The sequence below is a fragment of the Fulvimarina thalattae genome, from assembly GCF_040239565.1.
In the GTDB taxonomy this organism is placed as follows: domain Bacteria; phylum Pseudomonadota; class Alphaproteobacteria; order Rhizobiales; family Rhizobiaceae; genus Fulvimarina.
In genome coordinates this window covers 120,963-142,290 of the sequence record NZ_JBEHWS010000011.1, presented here as the reverse complement: position 1 = coordinate 142,290, position 21,328 = coordinate 120,963, and the positions used below count along the sequence as shown (strand labels likewise).

Genomic DNA, 21,328 nt, shown 5'->3' with positions numbered 1-21,328 from the left:
GGATCGCCCTGTTTGGAGAGCTGAGACAGCCGATCCGAAACGTCCCAAAATCCAAACTGACCCGGCATCCGATCCTCCCGACCACCACGACGTCAGTGAATCAGATCACCGCCAAAAACTCCAATTTCCGGAGACGTCCAGCTGTCCCGCTGCGCGTCCATGTCGTTTGCGCTGATTGCGAAAACCCGCTTACGGCATGCTGGTCAAAAGTCTCGCATGGTCGCTATCCCTATTATCATTGCCCGAAGCACGGTTGTGAGAGCTACGTGAAGTCGCTTCGTCGTGCCGATATTGAAGGCGAATTCGAAGCGAGACTGAAAACCCCGCAGCCCATCGACGCGCTGTTTTGTGTGGCACGCGCGATGTTCAAAGATTTGTAGACGCATCGGCTTGGACAGGTCGATGCGCAAGCCAAAGCGCTCAGAGCACAGGTAAAGAAACTTGAAGGTCAGGTTTCAGGGCTCTCGGACAGTATCGTCGATGCATCCGTACCGAGCGTGATTGTAACCGATGAAAAGCGCATTGGACAACTCGAAGCCGAGAAGCGTTTGGTAAAAGAACGTATTGACGAAGTCCGTCGGCCTGCGAGCAACTTTGACGACGCACTTAGATCGGCGCTCGATTTTTTATCAAAACCTTGAAATCTATGGCATCACGGTCGTCTGGAAGACCGCAAAACGGTGCTGAAACTCGCAATTGCCGACCGTTTGGAACACGCACGCGGACCAGGGTAAGAGCGGCAAATTTGTCCTTACCATTTAAGGTCTTAGGCACATTTCGTGTGGCTTAAGTGAGATGGCGCACCCGACAGGATTCGAACCTGTGACCTCTGCCTTCGGAGGGCAGCGCTCTATCCAGCTGAGCTACGGGTGCGCGAAGCGCGTGGCGCACTGAGCTGACGCATAACGGATCGGCGGTTGGACGGCAAGGCGAGAATCCGTTCCAAAGATGACCGCGTGCTTGAGAGTGGTGGCCATAGGCTGATCGTTTTTCTGCTCATTTCATGAGCACAATATCGCAGTCGCCGTCCCTATCGGCTGCCGACAGACATATTACGCCCATCTCTTGGCGCTGGCACAGGCCTTGCTTCGTCTCGTCCTATCGAACCCGATTGGAGGACATGCCTTGCAACGCCGCTCATTCATCACTGCCATCATGGCCGCAACCGTCGCGATCTCGGCTGGCTTTGGCTTGTCGCCGGCGCGCGCCGATGCTGTTTCGGACATCAAGGAACGCGGCACGTTGCGCGTTGCCGTGCCGCAGGATTTTCCGCCCTTCGGCAGCGTCGGTACGGACATGACAGCCCAAGGCTACGACATCGACATGGCCGGCCTAATCGCCGAAAAGATGGGGGTCGAGCTGGAGCTGGTTCCCGTCACTAGCGCCAATCGCATTCCCTATCTTCAGACGAATAAGGTCGACCTCGTCATTTCCAGCCTGGGCAAGAACCCGGAACGTGAGGCCGTGATCGATTTCACGGAGGCTTACGCGCCCTTCTACAACGGTGTTTTCGGACCGGCCGATCTCGGGATCGAGTCAGCCGAGGGTCTTTCGGGCCATACGGTTGGCGTCACGCGTGGTTCGATCGAGGATCTGGAACTCACCAAGATCGCGCCGGACGACGTGACCATCAAGCGCTACGAGGACAATAACGGCACGATCTCGGCCTTTCTGTCGAACCAGGTCGATGTCGTCGCGACGGGCAATGTGGTCGCTGCCGCGATCGTCGAGCGCAACCCGCCGAAGAAGCCCGAGCCGCTGTTCCTGATCAAGAACTCACCCTGCTACATCGGCCTTGCCAAGAACGAGCCGGCACTGATGGAAGAGGTCAATGCGATCATCGAAACGGCCAAGAGCGACGGCTCGCTGAACGAGATCAGCAACAAATGGCTCGGCATGGATCTGCCGCAGGACCTCTGAGGGCAGGCGCCATGCGTTTACTTCCGTCGATCGGCATCCTCGGGTGGGTCCCGAGGATGCGAGGCATTCACCCTTGAACTACGTCTTCAATTTCGAATGGATCGCCCAGTACTGGCCCGTCCTCGCCAAGGGCGTGATGATCACGCTGGAGCTGACCTTCGTCGGCGGCATCCTCGGGATATCGCTGGGCATCCTGTGCGCCTGGGCGAGGGCGCTCGGGCCGAAGCCGCTGCGCATCGTCGTCGGCATCTATGTCGAGCTTATCCGCAACACGCCCTTTCTCGTCCAGCTCTTCTTCATATTCTTCGGCCTGCCGGGTCTCGGCTTTCAGCTGGGCGAGCTTCAGGCGGCCAATCTCGCAATGGTCATCAATCTCGGCGCCTATTCCTGCGAGATCGTGCGAGCCGGCATTCAGGCAACGCCCAAGGGCCAGTTCGAGGCGGGCGCAAGTCTTGCCATGAGCCCGATCGAGACCTTCCGCCATGTCGTGCTGGTGCCGGCGCTCCAGCGCATATGGCCGGCTCTGTCCTCTCAGCTCGTCATCGTCATGCTCGGCTCGGCCGTCGTCTCGCAGATCGCGGCCGAGGATCTGACCTTCGCGGCAAACTTCATCCAATCGCGCACCTTCCGCGCCTTCGAGGCCTATCTCGTCTCGACAGTCATCTATCTCCTCCTCGCCATCGCCATGCGTCAGCTGATGGCCGGGCTCGGCCTTCTCATCTTTCCGCGCCGGAGGATTGCTGTCTGATGGTCGAGTTCACGCTCTGGGATATCGCCCGCAACCTACTGCTCGCCCTGCGTTGGACGATCGTTCTTTCGCTGGTCTCCTTCGTGGGCGGCGGTCTCGTCGGATTGATCGTCCTTTTCGGCCGCATCGCCAAGAACAAGGTGATGCGTCTCCTATCCAAGGGCTATATCGAGCTGTTTCAGGGCACGCCGCTCCTGATGCAGCTCTTCCTTGCCTTCTTTGGGCTTGGCCTTTTCGGCATCAATGTGCCGGCCTGGCTCGCCGCCGGCGTCGCGCTCATCCTCTGGACAGCTGCGTTTCTCGGTGAGATCTGGCGCGGCTGCGTTCAGTCGATCGCCAAGGGGCAGTGGGAGGCTTCCGCTTCGCTCGGCATGAGCTACCTCGAACAGATGCGCCATGTCGTGCTGCCGCAGGCGCTCAGGATCGCGATCCCGCCGACGGTCGGCTTTTCCGTCCAGGTCATCAAGGGCACCGCGCTCACCTCGATCATCGGTTTCGTCGAGCTGACCAAGGCCGGCACGATCGTCACCAATGCGACCTTCCAGCCCTTCACCGTCTACGGGCTCGTCGCGCTGTTTTATTTCGCGCTCTGCTACCCGCTGTCATATTCGAGCCAGATCCTCGAAAGGAAGCTCAATGTCGCTCATCGAAATAACTGATGTGAGGAAGAGCTTCGGCGACAACGAGGTCCTCAAAGGGATCGATCTCGACGTCGAGAAGGGAGAGGTCGTCGCCATAATCGGCAAGAGCGGATCAGGCAAATCGACGTTGCTTCGCTGCATCAACGGGCTGGAGACGATCAATTCCGGCTCGATCAGCGTCGGTGGGGCGCAGCTGATGAGCGAGGAAAAGCAGCTTCGCCAGCTGCGGCTGCGCGTCGGCATGATTTTCCAGCAGTTCAATCTCTTCCCGCATCTGAGCGCAGGCCGAAACGTCATGCTCGCCCAGACGGTGGTAAAGAAGACGCCGAAGGATGAGGCGCGGAAAATTGCCGGCGAAATGCTGGAGCGCGTCGGTCTCGGTCACCGCTTCGACGCCTATCCGGAAGAACTCTCCGGCGGTCAGCAGCAGCGCGTCGCGATTGCCCGCGCGCTCGCCATGAAGCCCGACGCGCTTCTCTGCGACGAGATCACCTCCGCGCTCGATCCTGAACTCGTCTCCGAAGTGCTCGCTGTCGTGCGCCAGCTCGCCTCGGAGGGGATGACGCTCCTGATGGTGACGCACGAGATGAGCTTTGCCCGCGACGTCTGCTCCCGCGTCGTCTTCATGCATCAGGGCAAGATGCACGAAATCGGCCCACCGGAGACCTTTTTCACGCAGCCCAAGACGCCGGAACTCAAGCAGTTCATTGGGGTGAATTGAATGATCGAGAAGCCGTCGGGGCATGATCAGCCTGCGGCCGCGTGTGCTTCCAGAAGCGCTCGCGCATCGACGCGGGCGCGGAGGCGCAGGCACATCAGATAGATGCCGCCGAACTTGCGTTGCAGGAACAACGTATCGACGGGCGGGACGAGATAGACCTGCCGGTCCTCGGCGAGTTTCATGCCCTCTTCGCGCATCGTCTCGAAGATTTCCTCCTTACCGAAGTCGAACCGGGAGCCCCGATCGAGGAGGTTTGCGGCGATTTCGAAGAGATCGAGTATCTGGGCGCGTTTTGGGGCGGGGACGCGGTCGCTGACGAGGTCCAAATCCGCGAGTGCGTGGTCGGCGGCCTGACGGTCAACGGCAAGGGCGGCACGCATCAGGGACCTGCAATCTTCAACCAGCTTTTCGGCAAAGGACCGCGTCGCGCCAAAATCGAGGAGGACGATCCGCTCTTCGCCGGGCTTTGCATGGCGTTCGACGCGAAAGTTCGCGAGATTGGGATCGGTCTGCATCGTCCTGAAGACGAAGAGTTCTTTCAGGGCGAGTTCGATGAGGCTCGTAGCGGTGCGATCCCGGCTTTCCTGATCCGCAGTAAAAAGTGTCTCGATCGGCGCGCTGTCGAGATAAGTCATCGCGAGCACTTCGCCGGTCGAAAAATCATCGTGGACCGCCGGTAGAAGGAAGCGCGGATCGTCCTTGAGAAGTTCGCGGAACCGGTTGAGGCATTCCGCCTCGTGTTCGTAGTCGGCCTCTTCGTGAAGCTGGCACTTGGCCTCATTCAGAAGTGGTGAGACATCGAGTTGGCGCGGGATCAACCCGGTCATCTTCAGAAGCGTCGCGACATTGTCAACGTCGCTGTCGATCGAGCGGACGATGCCGGGATATTGCACCTTGATTGCGAGATCGCGGCCATCATGAGTGAGGGCGCGGTGTACCTGTCCGATCGAGGCCGCCGCGATGGGGCGGTCTTGAAAATATTCGAACCGCTTGCGCCAGTCTCGGCCCCAATTGCGTGCGAGCACGGCCTCCAGCTGCGCTTTCGGCATCGGGTCGGCATCAGCACGCAGGCGGCCCATGATCTCGGCGAGTTCCGGCGGCAGGAAATCGCCGTCATCCATCGAAACAAGCTGGCCAAGCTTCATCGCGGCGCCACGCAGTTCGGAGAGCTGATCCGTGACGCGCTTGACGTTGCCGGGTGTCAGCAGGAGATCTGCGAGGCGCGGTCGCTGTCCGCTGGCAAGGCGTCCGGCACCTTCCAGAAGCACATTTCCTGCAAGACCTCCGGCCATGCCGCCGAACCGCGTCAGCCGCGAAAATCGGCTGCTCGGAATAGGGCGCTCTCTCGGCGTTCGATCTCTGGGCGGCATGGTCTGGGTTCCAGTGCGAGACTTTCCAAAGAACTGGCGCGACTCTGCGGCCTTGCCATCGGATTTACGAGACATGCGACCCTTTGCCGGAGGCGAGCGTCCGGCGAATTTCGCGCTGAACCGGCTGGCGCATCTTTCGCGTCTGCCGATTTTGCGCGAAGGCAGCGGAGATGAGGATCGACGACGTGATGCTGCGAGAATGAATTACGACGCCATCATACTCGGCGCGGGGGGTGCGGGGCTTATGGCTGCCGCGACGGCTGGTCAGGCGGGCGCGAAGGTGCTCGTCCTCGACCATGCCAGCGAGCCCGGTAAGAAAATCCTGATCTCTGGCGGCGGGCGCTGCAATTTCACGAACATGAATGTCGAGCCCGGCTGCTTTCTGTCGGAAAACCGGCATTTCATGAAGTCCGCGCTGAAGCGTTATACCCAGTGGGATTTTCTGGCGCTCGTCGAGAAGCACCGGATCGCCTGGCACGAAAAGACGCTTGGCCAGCTCTTCTGCGATGGTTCGGCGCGGCAGATCGTCGGTTTGCTGCTCGCCGAATGCGCGCGTGGTGGTGTCGAGGTCAGGCTCGGAACCGATATCGGTTCGATAGGCCATGCCGATGGGCGCTTCACGCTTGGCCGCGACAGCGCACGCAACCTCGTGATCGCGACCGGCGGGCCGTCGATCCCGAAAATGGGCGCGACGGGGGTCGCCTACGAGATCGCAGAACGCTTTGGGCTCGATGTGGTCACGCCGCGCCCGGCGCTGGTCCCGCTCACCCTCGGCAGGAACGAGCAGCTGTTTCGAGAAATTTCCGGCGTTGCCTGTCCCGCTGTCGCAAGTGCGGGCGATGTCAGCTTCGAAGAGGCGGTGCTCTTTACGCACAAGGGCCTCTCAGGGCCGGCAATCCTACAGATTTCGTCCTATTGGAAACCGGGCGATCAGATCGCGCTCTGCCTCGATCCAAAGGCAGCCGAGAGGCTGAAGACGGCCAAGCGGACGATGCCCAAGGCTGGCCTCAAGGCCGCGTTTTCGGAATTCCTGCCCAACCGGCTCGCAGACGCGCTGGCGTCCAGAATCGGCCTCGAAAAGCGGCTCGGTGACTGCGCCGATGCCGAACTGGAGCTGGCGGCGGAGACCCTGACTGCGCTGGCCTTCCGACCGTCCGGCACCGAGGGGTTTGCCAAGGCCGAAGTCACCGCCGGCGGGATCGATACGGACGAGCTCTCGTCCAAGACCATGGAAGCGCGGTCCGTGCCCGGCCTCTACGCCATTGGCGAAGCGGTCGATGTCACGGGCTGGCTCGGCGGCTATAATTTTCAGTGGGCCTGGGCTTCAGGTGTCGCCGCCGGAAAGGCGATCGCAGAGAAGGCGAGGACGGTCGCCGAATAGCGACCGCCAAATCCGTCAGAACGAGCAGGCGCTTTCCGGCCGGTCGAGACCCAGCGTGTCGAGGTTCGAGACCTGATGCAGAAAGCCCTCCTGCGGCGAGGCCGTGACGACGGACTCTTCCGTGCCGAGCAGCACCGGCTGGCGCAGCTGCCAGTTCCAGTCGCGAAATGTCAGGCGCTGGCCCTTGAAGGCCGCAACCGTGAAGTCCTCGGACTTGATGAACGCGTCGAGCACGTCCGGCTCAGTCGACTGGGTGCGGGAGGCCGCTTCGCCAACCACGCGGACCGCTGTCCAGGCCTGCATGTCCTTTGATTCCATGCGCCGGCCCGATGCATCCTCGAAACGGTTCTGGATCTGCGCACCGCCCCATTGTTCGCTTGCCGGATGCCACGAGCCGGGCGTCAGGCCGGCGGTTCCCGCGACGGGGCGGGGGATCCATGTGCGCCACGGCACGTAGGAACCGAAGACTTCGGATTCGTCGGCGACGAGCAGCACTTCGTGGTCCGGCAGCTCCTGCAGGAAAACCGGGAGCTGTCGTTGGACAAGAGCCTGTCCGGAATCCGTGGCCCGGGCGCCTCCGGTGTCCTCGAAGGTTTTTTCGCCGACGATATTGCCACCGAACTTCGTCGCCGAGCGCCGCATGGAATCGGCGAAGAGCTTGTCCTGTTCATGCTCGCCGGCGACCAGCGCCCAGTTCCGCCACTGCTTCCACATGAGATACTGCGCGAGCCCGTCCGTCAGCATGGCGTAAGACGGGGCTGTGTGGAGCATGTTGGCGCGGCAGTCCTCGTCGCGAAGCCGCGTGTCGAGAGCCCCGGCATTGAAGACGAGGGCTTTCTCTTCGGCCGCGATGTCGGCGACCTTCAGAGTATCTTCGGCGTTGAGATCGGTGACGATGTAGTGGACGCCGGCGTCGAGCATTTCCTGGGCGGCCGGCGCTACGTCGTCGCCCGGTGTCAGGGACACCACGTCCAGCGTGAATTTCTGGCCCATGAAGGAACCGGTGGTGTCGTTGTCGTCGATGCCGACCTTTGCGCCGGCAACGCCGATATCCTCGGGCGGGATATCGAGGACCGAGAGAGCCAGCGTCGGTTCGTAGGTTCTGAGATAGCCGATCTTGACCTCGGAAAGCTGCTGCTGGTTTCCGGTCGTCGCAGCGGTCGGCTCCGAAGCTGAGCTGGGCTCATCGGCGGGGGACGTCTCGGTGCTGTCCTGTGCCGCCGCCGGTCCAGCTGCGAGCGCCAGCGACAGGGCGAGCGAGCTCGAAATCAGGGCGGACCGTATGAACTCGGTCTTTGGTCTTCTGGACATGGTTTTACGCGTCCCTCCACACTCTTTTCATGGCTTCCGCCCGTCGCCATTTCAATTTGATCGCCGCGCGATGCGCGTTAAACCTATGGCACGAAGCGGTGGGCACCGCTCCGGGAGACAATTTTTCATGTTTTACAGTCATGTTCTTGAAGCCTTGAGGCCAAGGCAAGCTGGAATTTTTCCCGTTGTCGCAACGGCTGCCGTTCTTCTCGCCGCACCTGCGGTGGCGCAGAACGACGGTTCGGCCGAAACGACGGCGGGACAAAGCGCTTCATCGGCGGAGGCCGAAGCCGCGTCCACGGGCGAGGCGCAAAAGGTTGCGATCTTCCCCTTCGAGCTGATCGACTCCAGCCTCGAAGGCGACATGATGGGCGAGAACCCTGATGAGACGGCGCGTCTTGCAAAATTGGCGCCGATGCTGCGGGAAGACTTCGGGATTTTGTCGGGATACGACGTCATCGACACGTCCTCCGCCGACGAACAGGTGGCGGGCGTCAATCTTCAGTCCTGCGGGAATTGCGGCCTGACCTTTGCGGAAGATCTGGGGGCCGAAATTGCAGTATTCGGAACGGTCCAGAAGGTGTCCAACCTGATCCTCAACATCAACGCCTATGTCTACGACGTCGAAAGTCGCAAGCAGATCGCACGGGGAAGTGCCGATATCCGTTCCAACACGGATCAAAGCTGGGAGCGCGGCATAGATTACCTCTTCGACAACGTGCTCAAGGAACAGCTCGAGAACCGGCCTTGATCAGATTTCTCGCCAGCGTATCCGGCCCGGACGAGGCGCTCGTCGCGCTTCGTGGCGGGGCAGACATCATCGACCTGAAGAACCCGGCGGATGGAGCGCTCGGCGCCGTTTCACCGGAACTGATCGAACAGACGATCGCGGCGGTCGGTGGAAGGCGCCCGGTTTCGGCTGTCGCGGGCAACTGCCCGATGGAGCCGGAGGCCGTTCGCGCTGCGATCGAGCCGCGGCTCGAAGCCGATTTCGTAAAGATCGGTCTTTTCCCGGCAAGCAGTGAGGCGACCGAGGCGGTCGTCGAAGCGGCTGCGGACTATAGTGATCGCTGCCTTCTTATCGCCGTCCTCTTTGCCGATCAGGTGCCGGATTTCGGCATTCTGGGCAAATTGGCGAAAGTCGGTTTTTCGGGCGTTATGCTCGACACGATGGAAAAAAGCGCCGGCGGTCTGACGCGCCATCTCTCGTCCGCGCGACTTCAGGAATTCGTTGCCAGAGCGAGAGAACACAATCTGATGGTGGGGCTGGCGGGCTCCCTCGAAGCGCCGGATATTCCGCGTCTCAGCCCGCTCACTCCTGACTTCCTCGGCTTCCGCGGCGCGTTGACCGCCGGCGGCCGCGATGCAGAGGTCGATGAGGGACGCGTGGGGGAAATCGCTGCGCTCATTACCGGAGATTTTCGCAGGGGTGACGGAGAGGCGAGTGCTTCCGCAGCTGCCGACGTCGCATCGAGGGACGAGGCGGTCACGGGCGACCGCGTCTTCGTGAAGGACTTGGTCATTCCGCTGGAGATCGGCGCATATGCCCATGAGTACGGACGCCGCCAGGATATCCGATTTTCCGTTGAAGCGATCGTCGATCCGATCCCGGCCAGCGCCGAGACCATGGCCGATGTCTATTCCTACGATGTGATCATCGACGCGATTAAGGCCTTGGCCGAACGCGGCCATACGATCCTCGTGGAAGAGCTTGCCACACGGCTTGCCGGCACGCTGCTGAAGGATCGCAGGGTTCGTCAGGTCACGATTCGAGTCGAAAAGCTCGGTTTGGGACCGGGTGCCGTGGGCGTCGAGATCGTCCGCCGCGCGTAGAGCGCGAAGTAAATATAGCCAAAGACCAGTTCCCTTAGACGCCTAAAATGTTGTAACGATCTCGTTATTGCGGGACACGCTCGAGGCTCGCAAGGATTGTACAGTAAGTGGCGTAAGGGAGTGCGTGCGAATGAAACATGTTTCGTTGGTCAAGCTCGGCGGCAGTACGGTCCGCTCTCCTAATCTCCAGCAATGGATCAAGGCGATCGAACAGGCGACGGAGCCGACGGTGGTTGTGCCCGGCGGCGGTCCTTTTGCCGATGGCATCCGCAAGATGCAGGCGCGGTTGGGTTATGACGACGCGACCGCCCACGAAATGTCGGTTCTCGCCATGGAGCAGTTCGGATGCGTGCTCCTCAACCTTTCCCAACGTTTCGTTGCGGCTGCAAGCATCGGCGAAATCCATGCCGCGCTCGAAAAAGGCGATATTCCGGTCTGGTTGCCGCGAAAAATGGTGATGAGCACCAGCGAAATCCCGCAGAACTGGACGGTGACATCCGATTCTCTCGCAGCATGGCTGCAGCACCAACTGGGCGCGGCTCGACTATGCATGGTCAAGCAGATCGATGTGCCCGAAAATTCGACAGTCGATGCGCTGTCGCGCGCGGCGGTCGTAGACGACGCATTTCCGTCCATGGTGTCGCACGGCAGTCAGCTCTTCGTGGCCGGCCCCGCCGATCTCGCGACAGCGGCGCGGCGTTTTGCTGTGGGGGATGTCCCCGGTCAGGAGATTCCGGTTCCGCCGCTAAAGACTCATACGGTCGAGGCTCACGCCGCGGAGTGAAGCGGCATCATCGGGCTTGGCAAAGCTTCCGGTTTCGCCGACATAGCGGTCCATGGCGCGCGAACGCATTCTCTTTCTGACAGGGCATCTCGCCCGGCCCCGGCTCGAACGCCTGCTCGAAGGTCTCGGTGAGACGGAATTCGACTGGGCGATCGCCGATATCGGCGTGAAGGTCGCAGCGCTTGCGACAGGCGACATCATCGAGCGGCGCTTGCAAAAGCCCGTGGAAGCAGATCGCGTCATGCTGCCGGGCCGTTGCCGCGCGGATCTCGACCGGCTTTCTAAGAGTTTCGGCGTTCCCTTCGAGCGAGGGCCGGACGAGCTGGCCGATCTGCCGGCCCATCTCGGCCGCAAGGGGCCGCCGCCTGACCTTTCGAAGCACGCCATGCGCATCTTCGCCGAGATCGTCGACGCCTCGGCGCTTTCGGTGGAGGAGATCGTCGCCCGTGCCAAACCGATGCGCGCCGAAGGCGCCGACGTCATCGATCTCGGTTGCCTGCCGGATACCCCCTTCGACCACATGGAAGAGGCGATTGCCGCTCTGAAGGCGGATGGCTTTGCCGTCAGCGTCGACTCCGCCGATCGCGATGAGTTGCGGCGCGCGATCGCCGCCGGGGCCGATCATGTGCTCTCGTTGACCGAGGAGACCCTCGATCTGGCGGAGGGATACGACGTGATGCCGGTGCTGGTGCCGGCCGCGCCGCACGATATGGCCTCACTCGGCCGCGCGATCGAGAAGGCGAGGGCGATGGGCATCCGCTTCATGGCGGACCCGATCCTGGACCCGATCCATTTCGGCTTCTCCGCCTCGCTGGTGCGCTATCACCAGGTTCGGGAGCGCTATCCCGGTATCGAGATGCTGATGGGTACCGGCAATCTGACCGAGCTCACCGATGCCGATACGTCCGGCATTACGGCAATGCTGCTCGGCATCTGTTCGGAACTCGATATCGGCCACCTGCTGATCGTCCATGTGAGCCCGCACACGCGAAAGACGATCGCGGAGCACGATCTCGCACGGCGCATGCTCTTTGCGGCCAAGCGCGACAATGCCCTGCCGCGCGGCTATGCGCCGGGTCTTGCGCAGGTTCACGACGTCCGGCCCTTCGCGGCGACACCACAGGAGGTCGCCGAGATGGCGGCCGACGTGAAAGACCGGAACTACCGCATCCAGACGAGTGAGACGGGCATTCATCTCTACAACCGGGATGTCCACGCAATCGAACGAGACGCCTTCGACTTCTTTCCGCATATCGATGTCGGCGACGATATCGGCCATGCGTTTTATCTCGGCGCGGAGCTCCAGAAGGCGGAGATCGCCTGGAGCCTCGGCAAGCGCTATGCGCAGGACAATCCGCTCGATTTCGGCGTGGGCGCAGTGGTGCGCGAAGAGGACCGGACTCGGCTGGAAAAGGCCGGCCACACATTGAAGGCGAAGACCGAAAAGAAATCAAAGACGGAAGACGGCGGCTCGAACGCTTGAGCCTCGATTGCCGGCGCAGAAGGAGTGAAGCGGGATGCCTTATATCCGCGAAAGCGTGCTGACGACGAAATCGGCGGACGGCGAAGTGCATATCGCACCGCTTGGCATCATACAGGACGGCGATCACTGGATCGTTGCCCCGTTCCGCCCATCGACGACTCTGGAGAACATCGAGGCGAGCCGCCGGGCCGTGGTCAACTACACCGACGACGCCCTGATCTTCGCCGGCTGCCTGACAGGACGAAAGACCTGGCCGCTGACCGACATCGCCGGCTGCGACATTCCCCGTCTGGAGGCCGCCCTGTCGCACGACGTCCTCGAAGTCGTCGACGTGAAGGAGGACGAGCAGCGTCCGCGCTATCGCTGCAAGGTAATCTCATCGGAAACCCATGCGCCCTTCACCGGCATGAACCGGGCCAAGGCCGCTGTCCTCGAAGCCGCAATCCTTGCCTCACGCCTTCACATGTTGCCTGCCGAAAAGATCGAGGACGAGATCGCCTATCTGAAGATCGCTGTCGACAAGACCGCCGGCCCGGCGGAACATCAGGCGTTCGGCTGGCTACTGGAGAAGATCATCGAGCATCTGGCGCGGGTGGAGATGGAAGCTGGAGGTTGATCATTCTTCAGACAGCCAACGACCCGGTTCGCGCATACCATGAACAATGGCGATAACTTCGATACCGTAATCAGACGGCTTGTAGAGCGCGATATAGTTGTCTTCGAATAACAGCCGCACCTCTGGCGCGATCATAGGCCGGCTGACACCCATTCGCGGCTGATCCGACGCAAGCTCGAATTTGTCGAGGAGGCGTGTCAGAAGACGGTCGGCATGCCGTTCGCTATCGGTTGCGATCGTCGCCCAGATCGAACGAAGGTCTTTCTCGGCCCTCGGCGTAAGACGGTATTCAGCCACCAGAGGCCTTGTTGGATTTCAGCTCGTCAAAGAATTTGTCCCTATCGAAGGGTTGCGCGGGGCCACTGGCAATGCCTTCGGCGTAGGCGCGCCTGAGCCGCTCAAGATCCGCGCGCTCCACCGCCTCCTTCTGCTCCCAAAGCTTCAGTGCATCTCTGATAATGTCGCTATTGGTGTCGTAGGAGCCGCTCTCGATCGCGGACTTCATGAGACGGACCTGTTCGGTGGGCAGCGTTACCGTAAGCTCTTCGGATCGCTGAGAGGTCATCGAAGACTCGTTGCAGTTTCGTAGATCACAACAACAACATGCGCTCTCGCAAGCTCCATGACAAGCTTGGCGGTGTGGTGCCTCCGAACATCCGGCGTCGTTTCGCCGCTAAACGAAAACAGCGTTCACCCTCGAACCTTTTCGTCTGCCCCTTAGTTTCCCGCAAGACTTCGAATCGTTCCAATCTGGCGCCTCACCCGGAGAGCCTCAGATTGAGCGTCCCGAGAAGCGAAGGGGAAATCTCCGTGAACGTCACACTTTCAATCAACGGCAAGGACCATACGCTCGATATCGATCCGCGTACGTCCCTGCTCGATGCCTGCCGCGACCATCTTGCACTCACCGGCTCGAAGAAGGGCTGCGACCACGGCCAGTGCGGTGCCTGCACGATGCTCGTCAACGGCCGTCGCATCAATTCGTGCCTGACCCTCGCGGTCATGCACGAGAACGATACGATCACCACCGTCGAGGGTCTCGGTACCGCCGAAAACCTGCATCCGATGCAGGCTGCCTTCGTCGAGCATGACGGCTATCAGTGCGGCTACTGCACGCCCGGCCAGATCGTTTCGGCCGTCGGCATGCTGGGCGAGGTCGGCGATGGCTGGCCGAGCCATGTCACCAAGGACATCAAGACCGGAACCGAACTCTCCGGCGATGAAATCCGCGAGCGTATGAGCGGCAATCTCTGCCGTTGCTCGGCCTATCCGAACATCGTCGACGCGATCGAGACCGCAGCCAGCAAGACCAAGGAGCCCGCATGAGACCGTTTGAATATTCCCGCGCACAAAGCGTCGGCGAGGCTCGCACGCTGGGTGGTCGGTACATCGCCGGTGGCACCAATCTTCTCGATCTGATGAAGCTCGAGGTGGAGACGCCGGAAAAACTCGTCGACATCACCCGGCTTCCGCTGAACGAAATCAAGGAAACCGAAGATGGCGGTCTGAAGATCGGCGCGTTGGTGACGAACTCCGTCCTCGCGGCCGACGAGCGCATCCGCCGGAACTACGAGGTGCTCTCCCGCGCGCTGCTTGCGGGTGCGTCCGGCCAGCTCCGCAACAAGGCTTCGACCGGCGGCAACCTGCTTCAGCGCACGCGTTGCGGCTATTTCTACGAGACCTCCCGCCGCTGCAACAAGCGCGAGCCGGGCTCGGGCTGCGATGCGATCGGCGGCTTCAATCGCATCCATGCGATTCTCGGCACTTCGAGCAACTGCATCGCGACCCATCCGTCGGATATGGCCGTCGCGATGATGGCGCTCGATGCAGTGGTCGAGACCCAGCAGGCGGATGGCCATGAGCGCGAAATCCCGCTCAAGGACTTCTACCGACTGCCGGGCGACACGCCCCACATCGAGAACGAGCTGAAAGAGGGCGAGCTGATCGTCAACATTCGCCTTCCCAAGCCGAAGGCTGGCTATCACGCCTATCGCAAGGTCCGCGACCGTGCGTCCTACGCGTTCGCGCTGGTATCGGTGGCCGCGATCATCAAGACTGACGGGAGCGCGATCTCCGAAGCGAGTCTTGCCTTCGGCGGCCTCGCCCACAAGCCATGGCGCGATCCGAAGATCGAGGAGATGCTGATCGGCGAGACGCCGAAGCGCAAGCTCTTCGAGGATGTCGCAGATGCCCTTTTGGCTGATGCACAGGGCCAGGGCGAGAACGATTTCAAGATCCCGCTCGCGCGGCGCACTCTTATTTCCGTGCTCGCCGAAGCAACGCAAGGAGCGTGAACGATATGAACAAGCACGTCATGGACGATGCGATCGGCGAGACGCGCCTCGATCGCAATACGCAGGGTGTCATCGGGAAGGGTGCGCCCCGCTACGAGGGCAAACTCAAGGTCTCGGGCACAGCGCCTTATGCCTACGAGCATCTCGGCGGTGAGGATGTGGCTTACGGCTTCATCGTGCCGGCGAGCATCGCGAAGGGCACGATCAAATCGGTCGATGCCAGCGCGGCCGAGGCCATCCCCGGTGTCCTGAAGGTCATTTCGGGCGAGAAAATTGTCCGTGCCGCCTCACAGCCAATGGCTCCGGCGGCCCAGACCATCGACGGCGAGGTGTTCCATTACAACCAGCCTGTCGCGGTTGTCATCGCCGGCACGTTCGAAACTGCACGCCACGCTTCGAAGCTCGTGAAGGTGGAATACTCCGAAACGGAAGGACGTTTCGACATCACCAACCGCCACACGGTCCGCGAGCCGGCTTCGATGCCGATGGAGCCGAACCAGACCCGTGGCGATTTCGAGCACGCCTTTGCCGAGGCTGAGGTCAAGTTCGACCAGACCTATACGACGCCGTCCTATCAGGCTGCGGCGATGGAACCGCATGCAACGACGGCGAAGTGGGATGGCAACCATCTGACCGTCTGGACCTCGCATCAGCTTCTCGAAACCGCGCCCGGCCAGCTCGCCAAGCATACCGGTATCGATGAGGACAAGATCACGGTCCACAGCCCCTATATCGGCGGCGGCTTCGGTTCCAAGCTGGGTCTTGGCCCAGACGCTGTCATGGCCGCGAACGCGTCCATTGCCATCGGAAAGCCCGTCAAAATCGCGTTGACCCGCCAGAACGTCTTCCAGGCGACGTCGCGGCGCGGCGAGACGGTGCAGCGGGTGCGCATCGGCGCGACGAAAGCGGGGAAGATCACCTGCTTTGCGCATGAGACCGACACGACGAATTCGCCGGGCAACGGCTTCTTCGAGCCATCGGGCATTTCCACGGTCTTCCTTTATCCCGGCAAGGACCGGATCATTTCGCACAATATCGTGGAAACAGACGTCCTGATGGCATCAGCCTGCCGCGCGCCCGGTGAGGCGACGGGCATGTTGGCGACTGAAAGCGCGCTCGACGAACTCGCGGAAACCCTTGGTATCGATCCGGTGGAGTTTCGCCGGATGAACGAGCCTGAGGTCAATCCGCAGGACGACACGCCATTTTCGTCGCGTCGCCTGATCGATTGCATCGAAGAAGGTTCGAAGCGCTTCGGATGGCTGGATCGGCCGAAGACGCCCGGTTCGCGTCGCGAGGGCGAATGGCTCATCGGATATGGCATGTCGTCGGCAAGCCGGAAGAACGATCTGATGCCCTCGGCGGCGGAGATCGAGATGGCCGCAGATGGACGCGCCACGGTGCGGACCGGCATGACCGATATCGGCACCGGAACTTACACCATCCTGCAGCAGATCGCGGCCGAGATGCTTGGTCTGCCGCTCGATATGGTGGATGTGGAACTGGGCGACTCCCGTTTTGCCCAATCGTCCGGTTCCGGCGGCTCATGGGGCGCAAACTCGGCCGGTTCGTCGGTCTACGTCGCTTCCCTGGCTCTCATCCGTGAGCTTGCAAGCCGCATCGACGCCGATGCGGAGACGCTCACCCTCAAGGACGGTCACGCGATTTCGGGCAATAAGCAAATTCCGTTCGCTGACATCCTGAAGGGCGAGGCGATCTCCGTTACCGGCAAAATCGAGCCGGGCAAGCAGGCCGAAGAGACCCATCAGGCGAGCTACGGCGCGCATTTCTGCGAGGTCGGCGTCAACGTCGTCACCGGCGAAACGCGTATTCGCCGTCTGCTGACCGTCGGTGCGGCGGGCCGCATCCTCAACGAGAAGACGGCCACATCCCAGTGCTACGGCGGTCAAATCTGGGGTATCGGCTACGCGCTCGAAGAGGACCTCGTCGTCGACAAGCGCAACGGCCTGATCGTCAACCACGATCTTGCCGAGTACCACGTGCCGGTCCATGCCGACGTGCCCAAGCTTGACGTAGTGCTTCTTGAAGATCGCGATCCCCACGCGAGCCCGCTCGCGGGCAAGGGTATCGGTGAACTCGCGATCGCAGGTGTCGGCGCCGCGATCACCAACGCGATCTACAACGCCTGCGGCGTGCGCATCCGGGATTATCCGGCAACCCTCGACAAGGTGCTTGCCGGCCTGCCGGACGATTATCTGACGGCTGCCTGAGGGGCACACAGATCGACAATCGAAAAAGGGTCGGGAAACCGGCCCTTTTTTGCGTATATGCCGCGCATACCAAATCCGCGACAAGACGATGGTGCCATGACGCTGCGAACCTTCTACCCGACGATCCAGCCCTACGAGACCGGCATGCTCGATGTCGGCGATGGCCATCAGGTCTATTGGGAGCGCTGCGGCACGAAGGGTGGCAAACCGGTCGTCTTCCTGCACGGCGGGCCGGGCGGTGGGTGCACGGCCGATCAGCGCCGGGTATTCGATCCGGACCGCTACGACATTCTCCTCTTCGATCAGCGCGGCTGCGGGCGCTCGACCCCGCACGCATCCCTTGATGCAAATACGACGTGGCATCTGGTCGCCGATATCGAACGGCTACGGGCCGATGTGATGAGGTGCGAGAAATGGCAGGTTTTTGGCGGCTCCTGGGGCTCCACTTTGGCGCTCGCTTATGCCGAGACGCATCCCGACCGCGTCAGTGAACTCGTTTTGCGAGGCGTCTATCTCGTCACCAGTGCGGAGCTCGACTGGTACTATAAGTTTGGCGTCTCGGAGATGTACCCGGAGGAGTTCGAGCGCTTTCAGGCCCCGATTCCTGAAGCGGAACGCGGCGACATGATCGCTGCCTATCGCAGGCGTCTGATCGGTGACGATGAAGTTGAAAGGTTGGCTTGCGCCAAGGCGTGGAGCACCTGGGAGGCTCGCACGATCAAGCTTCACCCGAGCGACGAGCTGGCAGACCTCTTTGCCGACGGCCACTTCGCGCTCGCCTTCGCGCGCATCGAGAACCACTATTTTACGCATCGTTGCTGGTTGGAGGAGGGGCAGCTCTTAAGAGATTCAAACAAGCTCTCGGGCATTCCTGGCGCGATCATCCACGGACGCTACGACATGCCATGTCCCGCACGCTCGGCCTGGTCTCTCGCCAAAGCCTGGCCCGATGCGGCCTTTCATCTTGTCGAGGGCGCCGGACACGCCTTCGATGAACCGGGTATTCTCGACAAGCTGATCGAGGCGACAGATCGGTTTGCCGCTTAGGATCGATTGATCTTTGAAGCGTAGGGAAGCACCAAATTGCCACCCGCCCACGCTTTTTGCGATATGTCGCAGGAACTATGCCCGTCGCACCGTTCTTATGCAGGAACATGACCCTTTGCATCTGAACGGGACTTTTCGATGGACTATCCGCACCCAAGAGCCACCGCATCAATCGGCGGGCAGCCGGTTCATGCGATGTTTTCTCAATTTCCAACTGTCTGCTTCACGCTCGTTCTGCTGACCGACATCTTTTACCTTCTGACTGCCAATCTGCTCTGGCAGGATTTTTCGGCTTGGCTACTTCTCGCAGGTCTCGTTTTCGGCGGCATCGCGCTGATTGCTGGTGTGATCGATCTCATCGGTAGCCGGAGTATCCGCGAGCAGTCCTCGACCTGGCCTTATGCCATCGGCTTTCTCGCGACCATGATCCTCGCCTTCTTCAACAGTCTCGTCCATGCCGGCGACGGATGGACCGCCGTAATGCCCTGGGGCCTCGCTCTGTCGGTGGTGACGGTGATCGTCATCTTCATGACGTCCTGGCTCGGTCGGTCCCTGGTTTTCAAGCATGGCGTTGGAGTTTCGAATTATGAGTAAGTCCGTCCGCACAACCCGTATCCTGGCTGTTTCGGCTAGCGCCGTGGCGCTTATGGCGCTTGGCGCCTGCAGCGACAATGATTTCGATCTTTCCCGCCAGTTCGGTCCCGATCCGGCCTTGCCGGAACCGACCAATTCGATCCTGCCTGCCATGAAGGTCGCGACCGTGGTCGGATGGGAAAATGGGGAAGCCCCGACGGTTCCCGATGGTCTGACGATCACGCCTTACGCGCAGGATCTTGGCAATCCGCGTACGGTCCATACGCTGCCGAACGGCGATGTTCTTGTCGTTCAGTCGAAGGGGCCGTCTGGCAAGCCTCTCAATCGGCCGAAGGACTATATCCGTGGCTGGATCATGTCGATTGCCCATGGTGGCGGAGGCGGCAACCCGCCGGAGACCAACAAGATCACGCTGCTGCGCGATACCAATCGCGACGGCGAGGTCGACGAGCGGTCCGATCTCCTCACCGATCTTGCATCGCCCTTTGGCGTCGCATGGGTGGACGATACGCTCTATGTCGCGACCACCGAGGCGGTTATTTCCTATCCATACCAGCTCGGTCAGGCGCAGATCAGTGAGCAGCCGACACTCGTAACACCGCTGCCGGGCGGTCCGATCAACCACCACTGGACCAAGGATCTGGCGCTGAGCCCGGATGGCGAGATGCTCTACGCTTCGGTCGGGTCGAATTCCAATATCGTCGAGCGCGGCCTCGAAGCCGAGAAGGGCCGGGCGGCCATCTGGGAGATCGACCGGGAGACCGGTGCCTCAAGGGTTTACGCTTCGGGTCTGCGCAATCCGAACGGCCTTACCTTCCATCCGGAAACCGGCGAGCTCTGGACCGTCGTCAACGAACGCGACGAGCTGGGGCCGAACCTCGTGCCGGACTACATGACTTCCGTGCATGAGGACGGTTTCTACGGTTGGCCGTGGAGCTATTACGGCGACCACGTAGACGAGCGCGTGATGCCGCGTCGGCCGGACATGGTGGAACAGGCGATATCGCCGGATTATGCGCTTTCAAGCCATGTCGCCGCGCTGGGCCTGACCTTCTCCTACGGCTCGGCCCTGCCGGATGAATATGCGAGCGGCGCCTTCATCGGTGAGCACGGCTCCTGGAACCGTGACCAGTTCAACGGCTATCACGTGGTTTATGTGCCCTTTGAGAACGGCGAGCCATCGGGCATGCCGCAGGAGGTCGTGACCGGCTTCCTCGACGGCGACAATGCCCGCGGCCGGCCAGTCGGCGTCGGGATCGACGGAACGGGCGCTTTGCTGGTTGCCGACGATTCAGGGAACACGGTCTGGCGCGTTGCCGCGGCCGATGGATCCGTCACCGACGAGGCAATCGGCACGGACCGTGTTTCGATGGCCGAAGCTGGCGGCGAAGAGCAGGGCGGTGATGAACCATCTGGCTCTGCGACCGATGCGGCTTCCTCAGCCGGTACAGGCGAAGAACCATCATCCTCCGAGGAGCCGTCCGGGAATGCGCCCGAGCAGTCGAGCGAGAGTGGTGAGGAAACTTCGTCCGATGCCCAGTCGTCCGATGCGAACGGGGAGTCCAACGATTCGGGCGCGCAGCAGACCGGTTCGCCGAGCGAGCCGTCCCAGACGGACATCGCGCCGGCCGTGCTTCCGGAAGGAACGGTCGATGCTGGCTCCGAGGAAGCGCAGTAAGGCTGACAATGCGGAGTTTAAAAGCGGTACCGAAATGGTGCCGCCTTTTGCTGATGCCCGCAAGCAATGACTGGCTTTGAGCTCCATTTCATCATATCTTCAAACCATGAGTTCGATCAGAAACCCGCGCCACGACTTACCAGTCGATTCCAGCCACGCTGAATCGGATCATGACCGCTGGGCGCGTCAGAAAATCGAAGGTGTGATGAAGAAGGCGCGGGCTGGCGAACTTGAGTATCGGCCGCTCGATGAAGTTGCCGCCAAATACGGGCTCGATGCACGTTAGATTATCGAGCGTCGCGGAAGCCGATCTCGATACGATTTTCGAATTCATTGCCAGAGACGACGAAGTTTCCGCTCGACGCACGATCGATAGCCTGCTGGCTTCGATCTATTATCTCGAGCGCTTTCCGCTCCTCGGAAGACCGGGCCGTGTCGAGGGAACACGTGAGCTGAAGGTTCCTCGAATTCCTTATCTGATCGTCTATTCGATTCCGGACCCCCTGCAACTCGACGTCCAGACGATCATTCATACGAAACGGCAGTATCCATAGGGTCGTTCGCGCCACGAGAAAATCGGGGTAGGTAGCGTATGCAAGCCGGGAAAGGCTGCCTGCGTTGCAACTGGAACCTGTATAACGTCGCGCGCATTGGCACGAGCGTCGCCTATTTCATC

General features: G+C 61.2%; 22 protein-coding genes and 1 tRNA gene. 18 read left to right on the top strand and 5 right to left on the bottom strand.

Annotation, left to right across the window (positions count from 1 at the left end):
- Positions 1–380: recombinase zinc ribbon domain-containing protein (locus tag ABRA89_RS14705; protein ID WP_349942247.1), on the top strand; the 380-nt coding region annotated here is incomplete at its 5' end.
- A 416-nt stretch (positions 381–796) separates the two neighbouring features.
- Here the strand turns inward: ABRA89_RS14705 and ABRA89_RS14700 are convergent.
- Positions 797–873 (bottom strand) — tRNA-Arg (locus tag ABRA89_RS14700).
- 282 nt (positions 874–1,155) lie between these two features.
- Between ABRA89_RS14700 and ABRA89_RS14695 the strand changes: the two genes are divergently transcribed.
- The 4 genes from ABRA89_RS14695 to ABRA89_RS14680 all read left to right on the top strand — a co-directional run bounded on the left by ABRA89_RS14695 (position 1,156) and on the right by ABRA89_RS14680 (position 4,030).
- Positions 1,156–1,920: a transporter substrate-binding domain-containing protein gene (locus ABRA89_RS14695; protein WP_349942255.1), complete on the top strand. Its 765-nt coding sequence runs from the start codon at positions 1,156–1,158 to the stop codon at positions 1,918–1,920.
- Between the two features lie 73 nt (positions 1,921–1,993).
- Positions 1,994–2,668, top strand: a complete 675-nt coding sequence (locus tag ABRA89_RS14690) for an amino acid ABC transporter permease (RefSeq protein WP_349942246.1) — start codon at positions 1,994–1,996, stop codon at positions 2,666–2,668.
- Positions 2,668–3,327 (top strand): amino acid ABC transporter permease, encoded by a 660-nt coding sequence (locus ABRA89_RS14685; RefSeq protein ID WP_349942245.1) that lies wholly within the window; start codon positions 2,668–2,670, stop codon positions 3,325–3,327. Before ABRA89_RS14690 ends, ABRA89_RS14685 begins: the two co-directional genes overlap by 1 nt.
- Positions 3,305–4,030 (top strand): amino acid ABC transporter ATP-binding protein, encoded by a 726-nt coding sequence (locus ABRA89_RS14680; protein ID WP_349942244.1) that lies wholly within the window; start codon positions 3,305–3,307, stop codon positions 4,028–4,030. The genes ABRA89_RS14685 and ABRA89_RS14680 overlap by 23 nt, the downstream gene beginning before the upstream one ends.
- 26 nt (positions 4,031–4,056) lie before the next feature.
- Here ABRA89_RS14680 and ABRA89_RS14675 read toward each other — a convergent pair whose 3' ends face one another.
- Positions 4,057–5,322, bottom strand: coding sequence for an ABC1 kinase family protein (locus ABRA89_RS14675; RefSeq protein WP_349942243.1), 1,266 nt, complete (start codon positions 5,320–5,322; stop codon positions 4,057–4,059).
- Positions 5,323–5,599: 277 nt separating this feature from the next.
- On the opposite strand from ABRA89_RS14675, the gene ABRA89_RS14670 reads away from it, so the two are divergent.
- Entirely contained in the window at positions 5,600–6,781 is a 1,182-nt protein-coding gene (locus tag ABRA89_RS14670; protein ID WP_349942254.1) for a BaiN/RdsA family NAD(P)/FAD-dependent oxidoreductase, read from the top strand.
- 15 nt (positions 6,782–6,796) lie between these two features.
- Here the strand turns inward: ABRA89_RS14670 and ABRA89_RS14665 are convergent, their stop codons facing one another.
- Positions 6,797–8,092, bottom strand: coding sequence for an ABC transporter substrate-binding protein (locus ABRA89_RS14665; protein ID WP_349942242.1), 1,296 nt, complete (start codon positions 8,090–8,092; stop codon positions 6,797–6,799).
- Between ABRA89_RS14665 and ABRA89_RS14660 the strand changes: the two genes are divergently transcribed.
- The 5 genes from ABRA89_RS14660 (at position 8,064) to ABRA89_RS14640 (ending at position 12,808) form a co-directional block, all read left to right on the top strand.
- Positions 8,064–8,843, top strand: coding sequence for a DUF3280 domain-containing protein (locus ABRA89_RS14660; RefSeq protein ID WP_349942241.1), 780 nt, complete (start codon positions 8,064–8,066; stop codon positions 8,841–8,843). The two genes, ABRA89_RS14665 and ABRA89_RS14660, sit on opposite strands and share 29 nt — an antisense overlap.
- Entirely contained in the window at positions 8,840–9,925 is a 1,086-nt protein-coding gene (locus ABRA89_RS14655; protein WP_349942240.1) for a (5-formylfuran-3-yl)methyl phosphate synthase, read from the top strand. The genes ABRA89_RS14660 and ABRA89_RS14655 overlap by 4 nt, the downstream gene beginning before the upstream one ends.
- 130 nt (positions 9,926–10,055) lie before the next feature.
- Entirely contained in the window at positions 10,056–10,709 is a 654-nt protein-coding gene (locus ABRA89_RS14650; RefSeq protein ID WP_349942239.1) for an amino acid kinase family protein, read from the top strand.
- A 52-nt stretch (positions 10,710–10,761) separates the two neighbouring features.
- On the top strand, positions 10,762–12,192 hold the full coding sequence (locus ABRA89_RS14645) for a DUF6513 domain-containing protein (RefSeq protein ID WP_349942238.1): 1,431 nt from the start codon (positions 10,762–10,764) through the stop codon (positions 12,190–12,192).
- A gap of 34 nt (positions 12,193–12,226) precedes the next feature.
- Positions 12,227–12,808, top strand: coding sequence for a DUF447 domain-containing protein (locus tag ABRA89_RS14640; RefSeq protein ID WP_349942237.1), 582 nt, complete (start codon positions 12,227–12,229; stop codon positions 12,806–12,808).
- On the opposite strand, the gene ABRA89_RS14635 is transcribed toward ABRA89_RS14640, so the two are convergent.
- Positions 12,809–13,105, bottom strand: a complete 297-nt coding sequence (locus tag ABRA89_RS14635) for a type II toxin-antitoxin system RelE/ParE family toxin (protein ID WP_349942236.1) — start codon at positions 13,103–13,105, stop codon at positions 12,809–12,811.
- Complete coding sequence (locus tag ABRA89_RS14630; protein ID WP_349942235.1) at positions 13,098–13,373, bottom strand: type II toxin-antitoxin system ParD family antitoxin; 276 nt, start codon at positions 13,371–13,373, stop codon at positions 13,098–13,100. The genes ABRA89_RS14635 and ABRA89_RS14630 overlap by 8 nt, the downstream gene beginning before the upstream one ends.
- 212 nt (positions 13,374–13,585) lie before the next feature.
- Between ABRA89_RS14630 and ABRA89_RS14625 the strand changes: the two genes are divergently transcribed.
- The 7 genes from ABRA89_RS14625 to ABRA89_RS14595 all read left to right on the top strand — a co-directional run bounded on the left by ABRA89_RS14625 (position 13,586) and on the right by ABRA89_RS14595 (position 21,206).
- Positions 13,586–14,134 (top strand): 2Fe-2S iron-sulfur cluster-binding protein, encoded by a 549-nt coding sequence (locus ABRA89_RS14625; protein ID WP_349942234.1) that lies wholly within the window; start codon positions 13,586–13,588, stop codon positions 14,132–14,134.
- The gene (locus ABRA89_RS14620; RefSeq protein ID WP_349942233.1) at positions 14,131–15,102 is read left to right on the top strand and encodes an FAD binding domain-containing protein; all 972 of its coding nucleotides are present in this window, start codon (positions 14,131–14,133) and stop codon (positions 15,100–15,102) included. The genes ABRA89_RS14625 and ABRA89_RS14620 overlap by 4 nt, the downstream gene beginning before the upstream one ends.
- 5 nt (positions 15,103–15,107) lie before the next feature.
- Complete coding sequence (locus tag ABRA89_RS14615; protein WP_349942232.1) at positions 15,108–17,333, top strand: xanthine dehydrogenase family protein molybdopterin-binding subunit; 2,226 nt, start codon at positions 15,108–15,110, stop codon at positions 17,331–17,333.
- A gap of 96 nt (positions 17,334–17,429) precedes the next feature.
- Complete coding sequence (pip, locus tag ABRA89_RS14610; protein ID WP_349942231.1) at positions 17,430–18,380, top strand: prolyl aminopeptidase; 951 nt, start codon at positions 17,430–17,432, stop codon at positions 18,378–18,380.
- 138 nt (positions 18,381–18,518) lie between these two features.
- Complete coding sequence (locus ABRA89_RS14605) at positions 18,519–18,974, top strand: DUF2231 domain-containing protein (RefSeq protein ID WP_349942230.1); 456 nt, start codon at positions 18,519–18,521, stop codon at positions 18,972–18,974.
- Positions 18,967–20,652 (top strand): PQQ-dependent sugar dehydrogenase, encoded by a 1,686-nt coding sequence (locus tag ABRA89_RS14600; RefSeq protein ID WP_349942229.1) that lies wholly within the window; start codon positions 18,967–18,969, stop codon positions 20,650–20,652. Before ABRA89_RS14605 ends, ABRA89_RS14600 begins: the two co-directional genes overlap by 8 nt.
- Before the next feature lie 248 nt (positions 20,653–20,900).
- Positions 20,901–21,206 carry a type II toxin-antitoxin system RelE/ParE family toxin gene (locus ABRA89_RS14595; RefSeq protein WP_349942228.1) on the top strand — a complete coding sequence of 102 codons (306 nt, stop codon included), beginning with the start codon at positions 20,901–20,903 and terminating at the stop codon, positions 21,204–21,206.
- The last annotated feature ends 122 nt before the right edge of the window (positions 21,207–21,328 follow it).

Bases quoted from the DNA above. Each gene is read 5' to 3' on its own strand.
- ABRA89_RS14695 (WP_349942255.1), top strand. From the start codon at position 1,156: ATGGCCGCAACCGTCGCGATCTCGGCTGGCTTTGGCTTGTCGCCGGCG.
- ABRA89_RS14675 (WP_349942243.1), bottom strand. From the start codon at position 5,322: ATGGCCGGAGGTCTTGCAGGAAATGTGCTTCTGGAAGGTGCCGGACGC.
- ABRA89_RS14650 (WP_349942239.1), top strand. From the start codon at position 10,056: ATGAAACATGTTTCGTTGGTCAAGCTCGGCGGCAGTACGGTCCGCTCT.
- ABRA89_RS14620 (WP_349942233.1), top strand. From the start codon at position 14,131: ATGAGACCGTTTGAATATTCCCGCGCACAAAGCGTCGGCGAGGCTCGC.
- ABRA89_RS14605 (WP_349942230.1), top strand. From the start codon at position 18,519: ATGGACTATCCGCACCCAAGAGCCACCGCATCAATCGGCGGGCAGCCG.
- ABRA89_RS14645 (WP_349942238.1), top strand. From the start codon at position 10,762: ATGGCGCGCGAACGCATTCTCTTTCTGACAGGGCATCTCGCCCGGCCC.
- pip (WP_349942231.1), top strand. From the start codon at position 17,430: ATGACGCTGCGAACCTTCTACCCGACGATCCAGCCCTACGAGACCGGC.
- ABRA89_RS14640 (WP_349942237.1), top strand. From the start codon at position 12,227: ATGCCTTATATCCGCGAAAGCGTGCTGACGACGAAATCGGCGGACGGC.
- ABRA89_RS14665 (WP_349942242.1), bottom strand. From the start codon at position 8,092: ATGTCCAGAAGACCAAAGACCGAGTTCATACGGTCCGCCCTGATTTCG.
- ABRA89_RS14670 (WP_349942254.1), top strand. From the start codon at position 5,600: ATGAATTACGACGCCATCATACTCGGCGCGGGGGGTGCGGGGCTTATG.
- ABRA89_RS14615 (WP_349942232.1), top strand. From the start codon at position 15,108: ATGAACAAGCACGTCATGGACGATGCGATCGGCGAGACGCGCCTCGAT.
- ABRA89_RS14685 (WP_349942245.1), top strand. From the start codon at position 2,668: ATGGTCGAGTTCACGCTCTGGGATATCGCCCGCAACCTACTGCTCGCC.
- ABRA89_RS14630 (WP_349942235.1), bottom strand. From the start codon at position 13,373: ATGACCTCTCAGCGATCCGAAGAGCTTACGGTAACGCTGCCCACCGAA.
- ABRA89_RS14595 (WP_349942228.1), top strand. From the start codon at position 20,901: ATGAAGTTGCCGCCAAATACGGGCTCGATGCACGTTAGATTATCGAGC.
- ABRA89_RS14600 (WP_349942229.1), top strand. From the start codon at position 18,967: ATGAGTAAGTCCGTCCGCACAACCCGTATCCTGGCTGTTTCGGCTAGC.
- ABRA89_RS14680 (WP_349942244.1), top strand. From the start codon at position 3,305: ATGTCGCTCATCGAAATAACTGATGTGAGGAAGAGCTTCGGCGACAAC.
- ABRA89_RS14660 (WP_349942241.1), top strand. From the start codon at position 8,064: ATGAACTCGGTCTTTGGTCTTCTGGACATGGTTTTACGCGTCCCTCCA.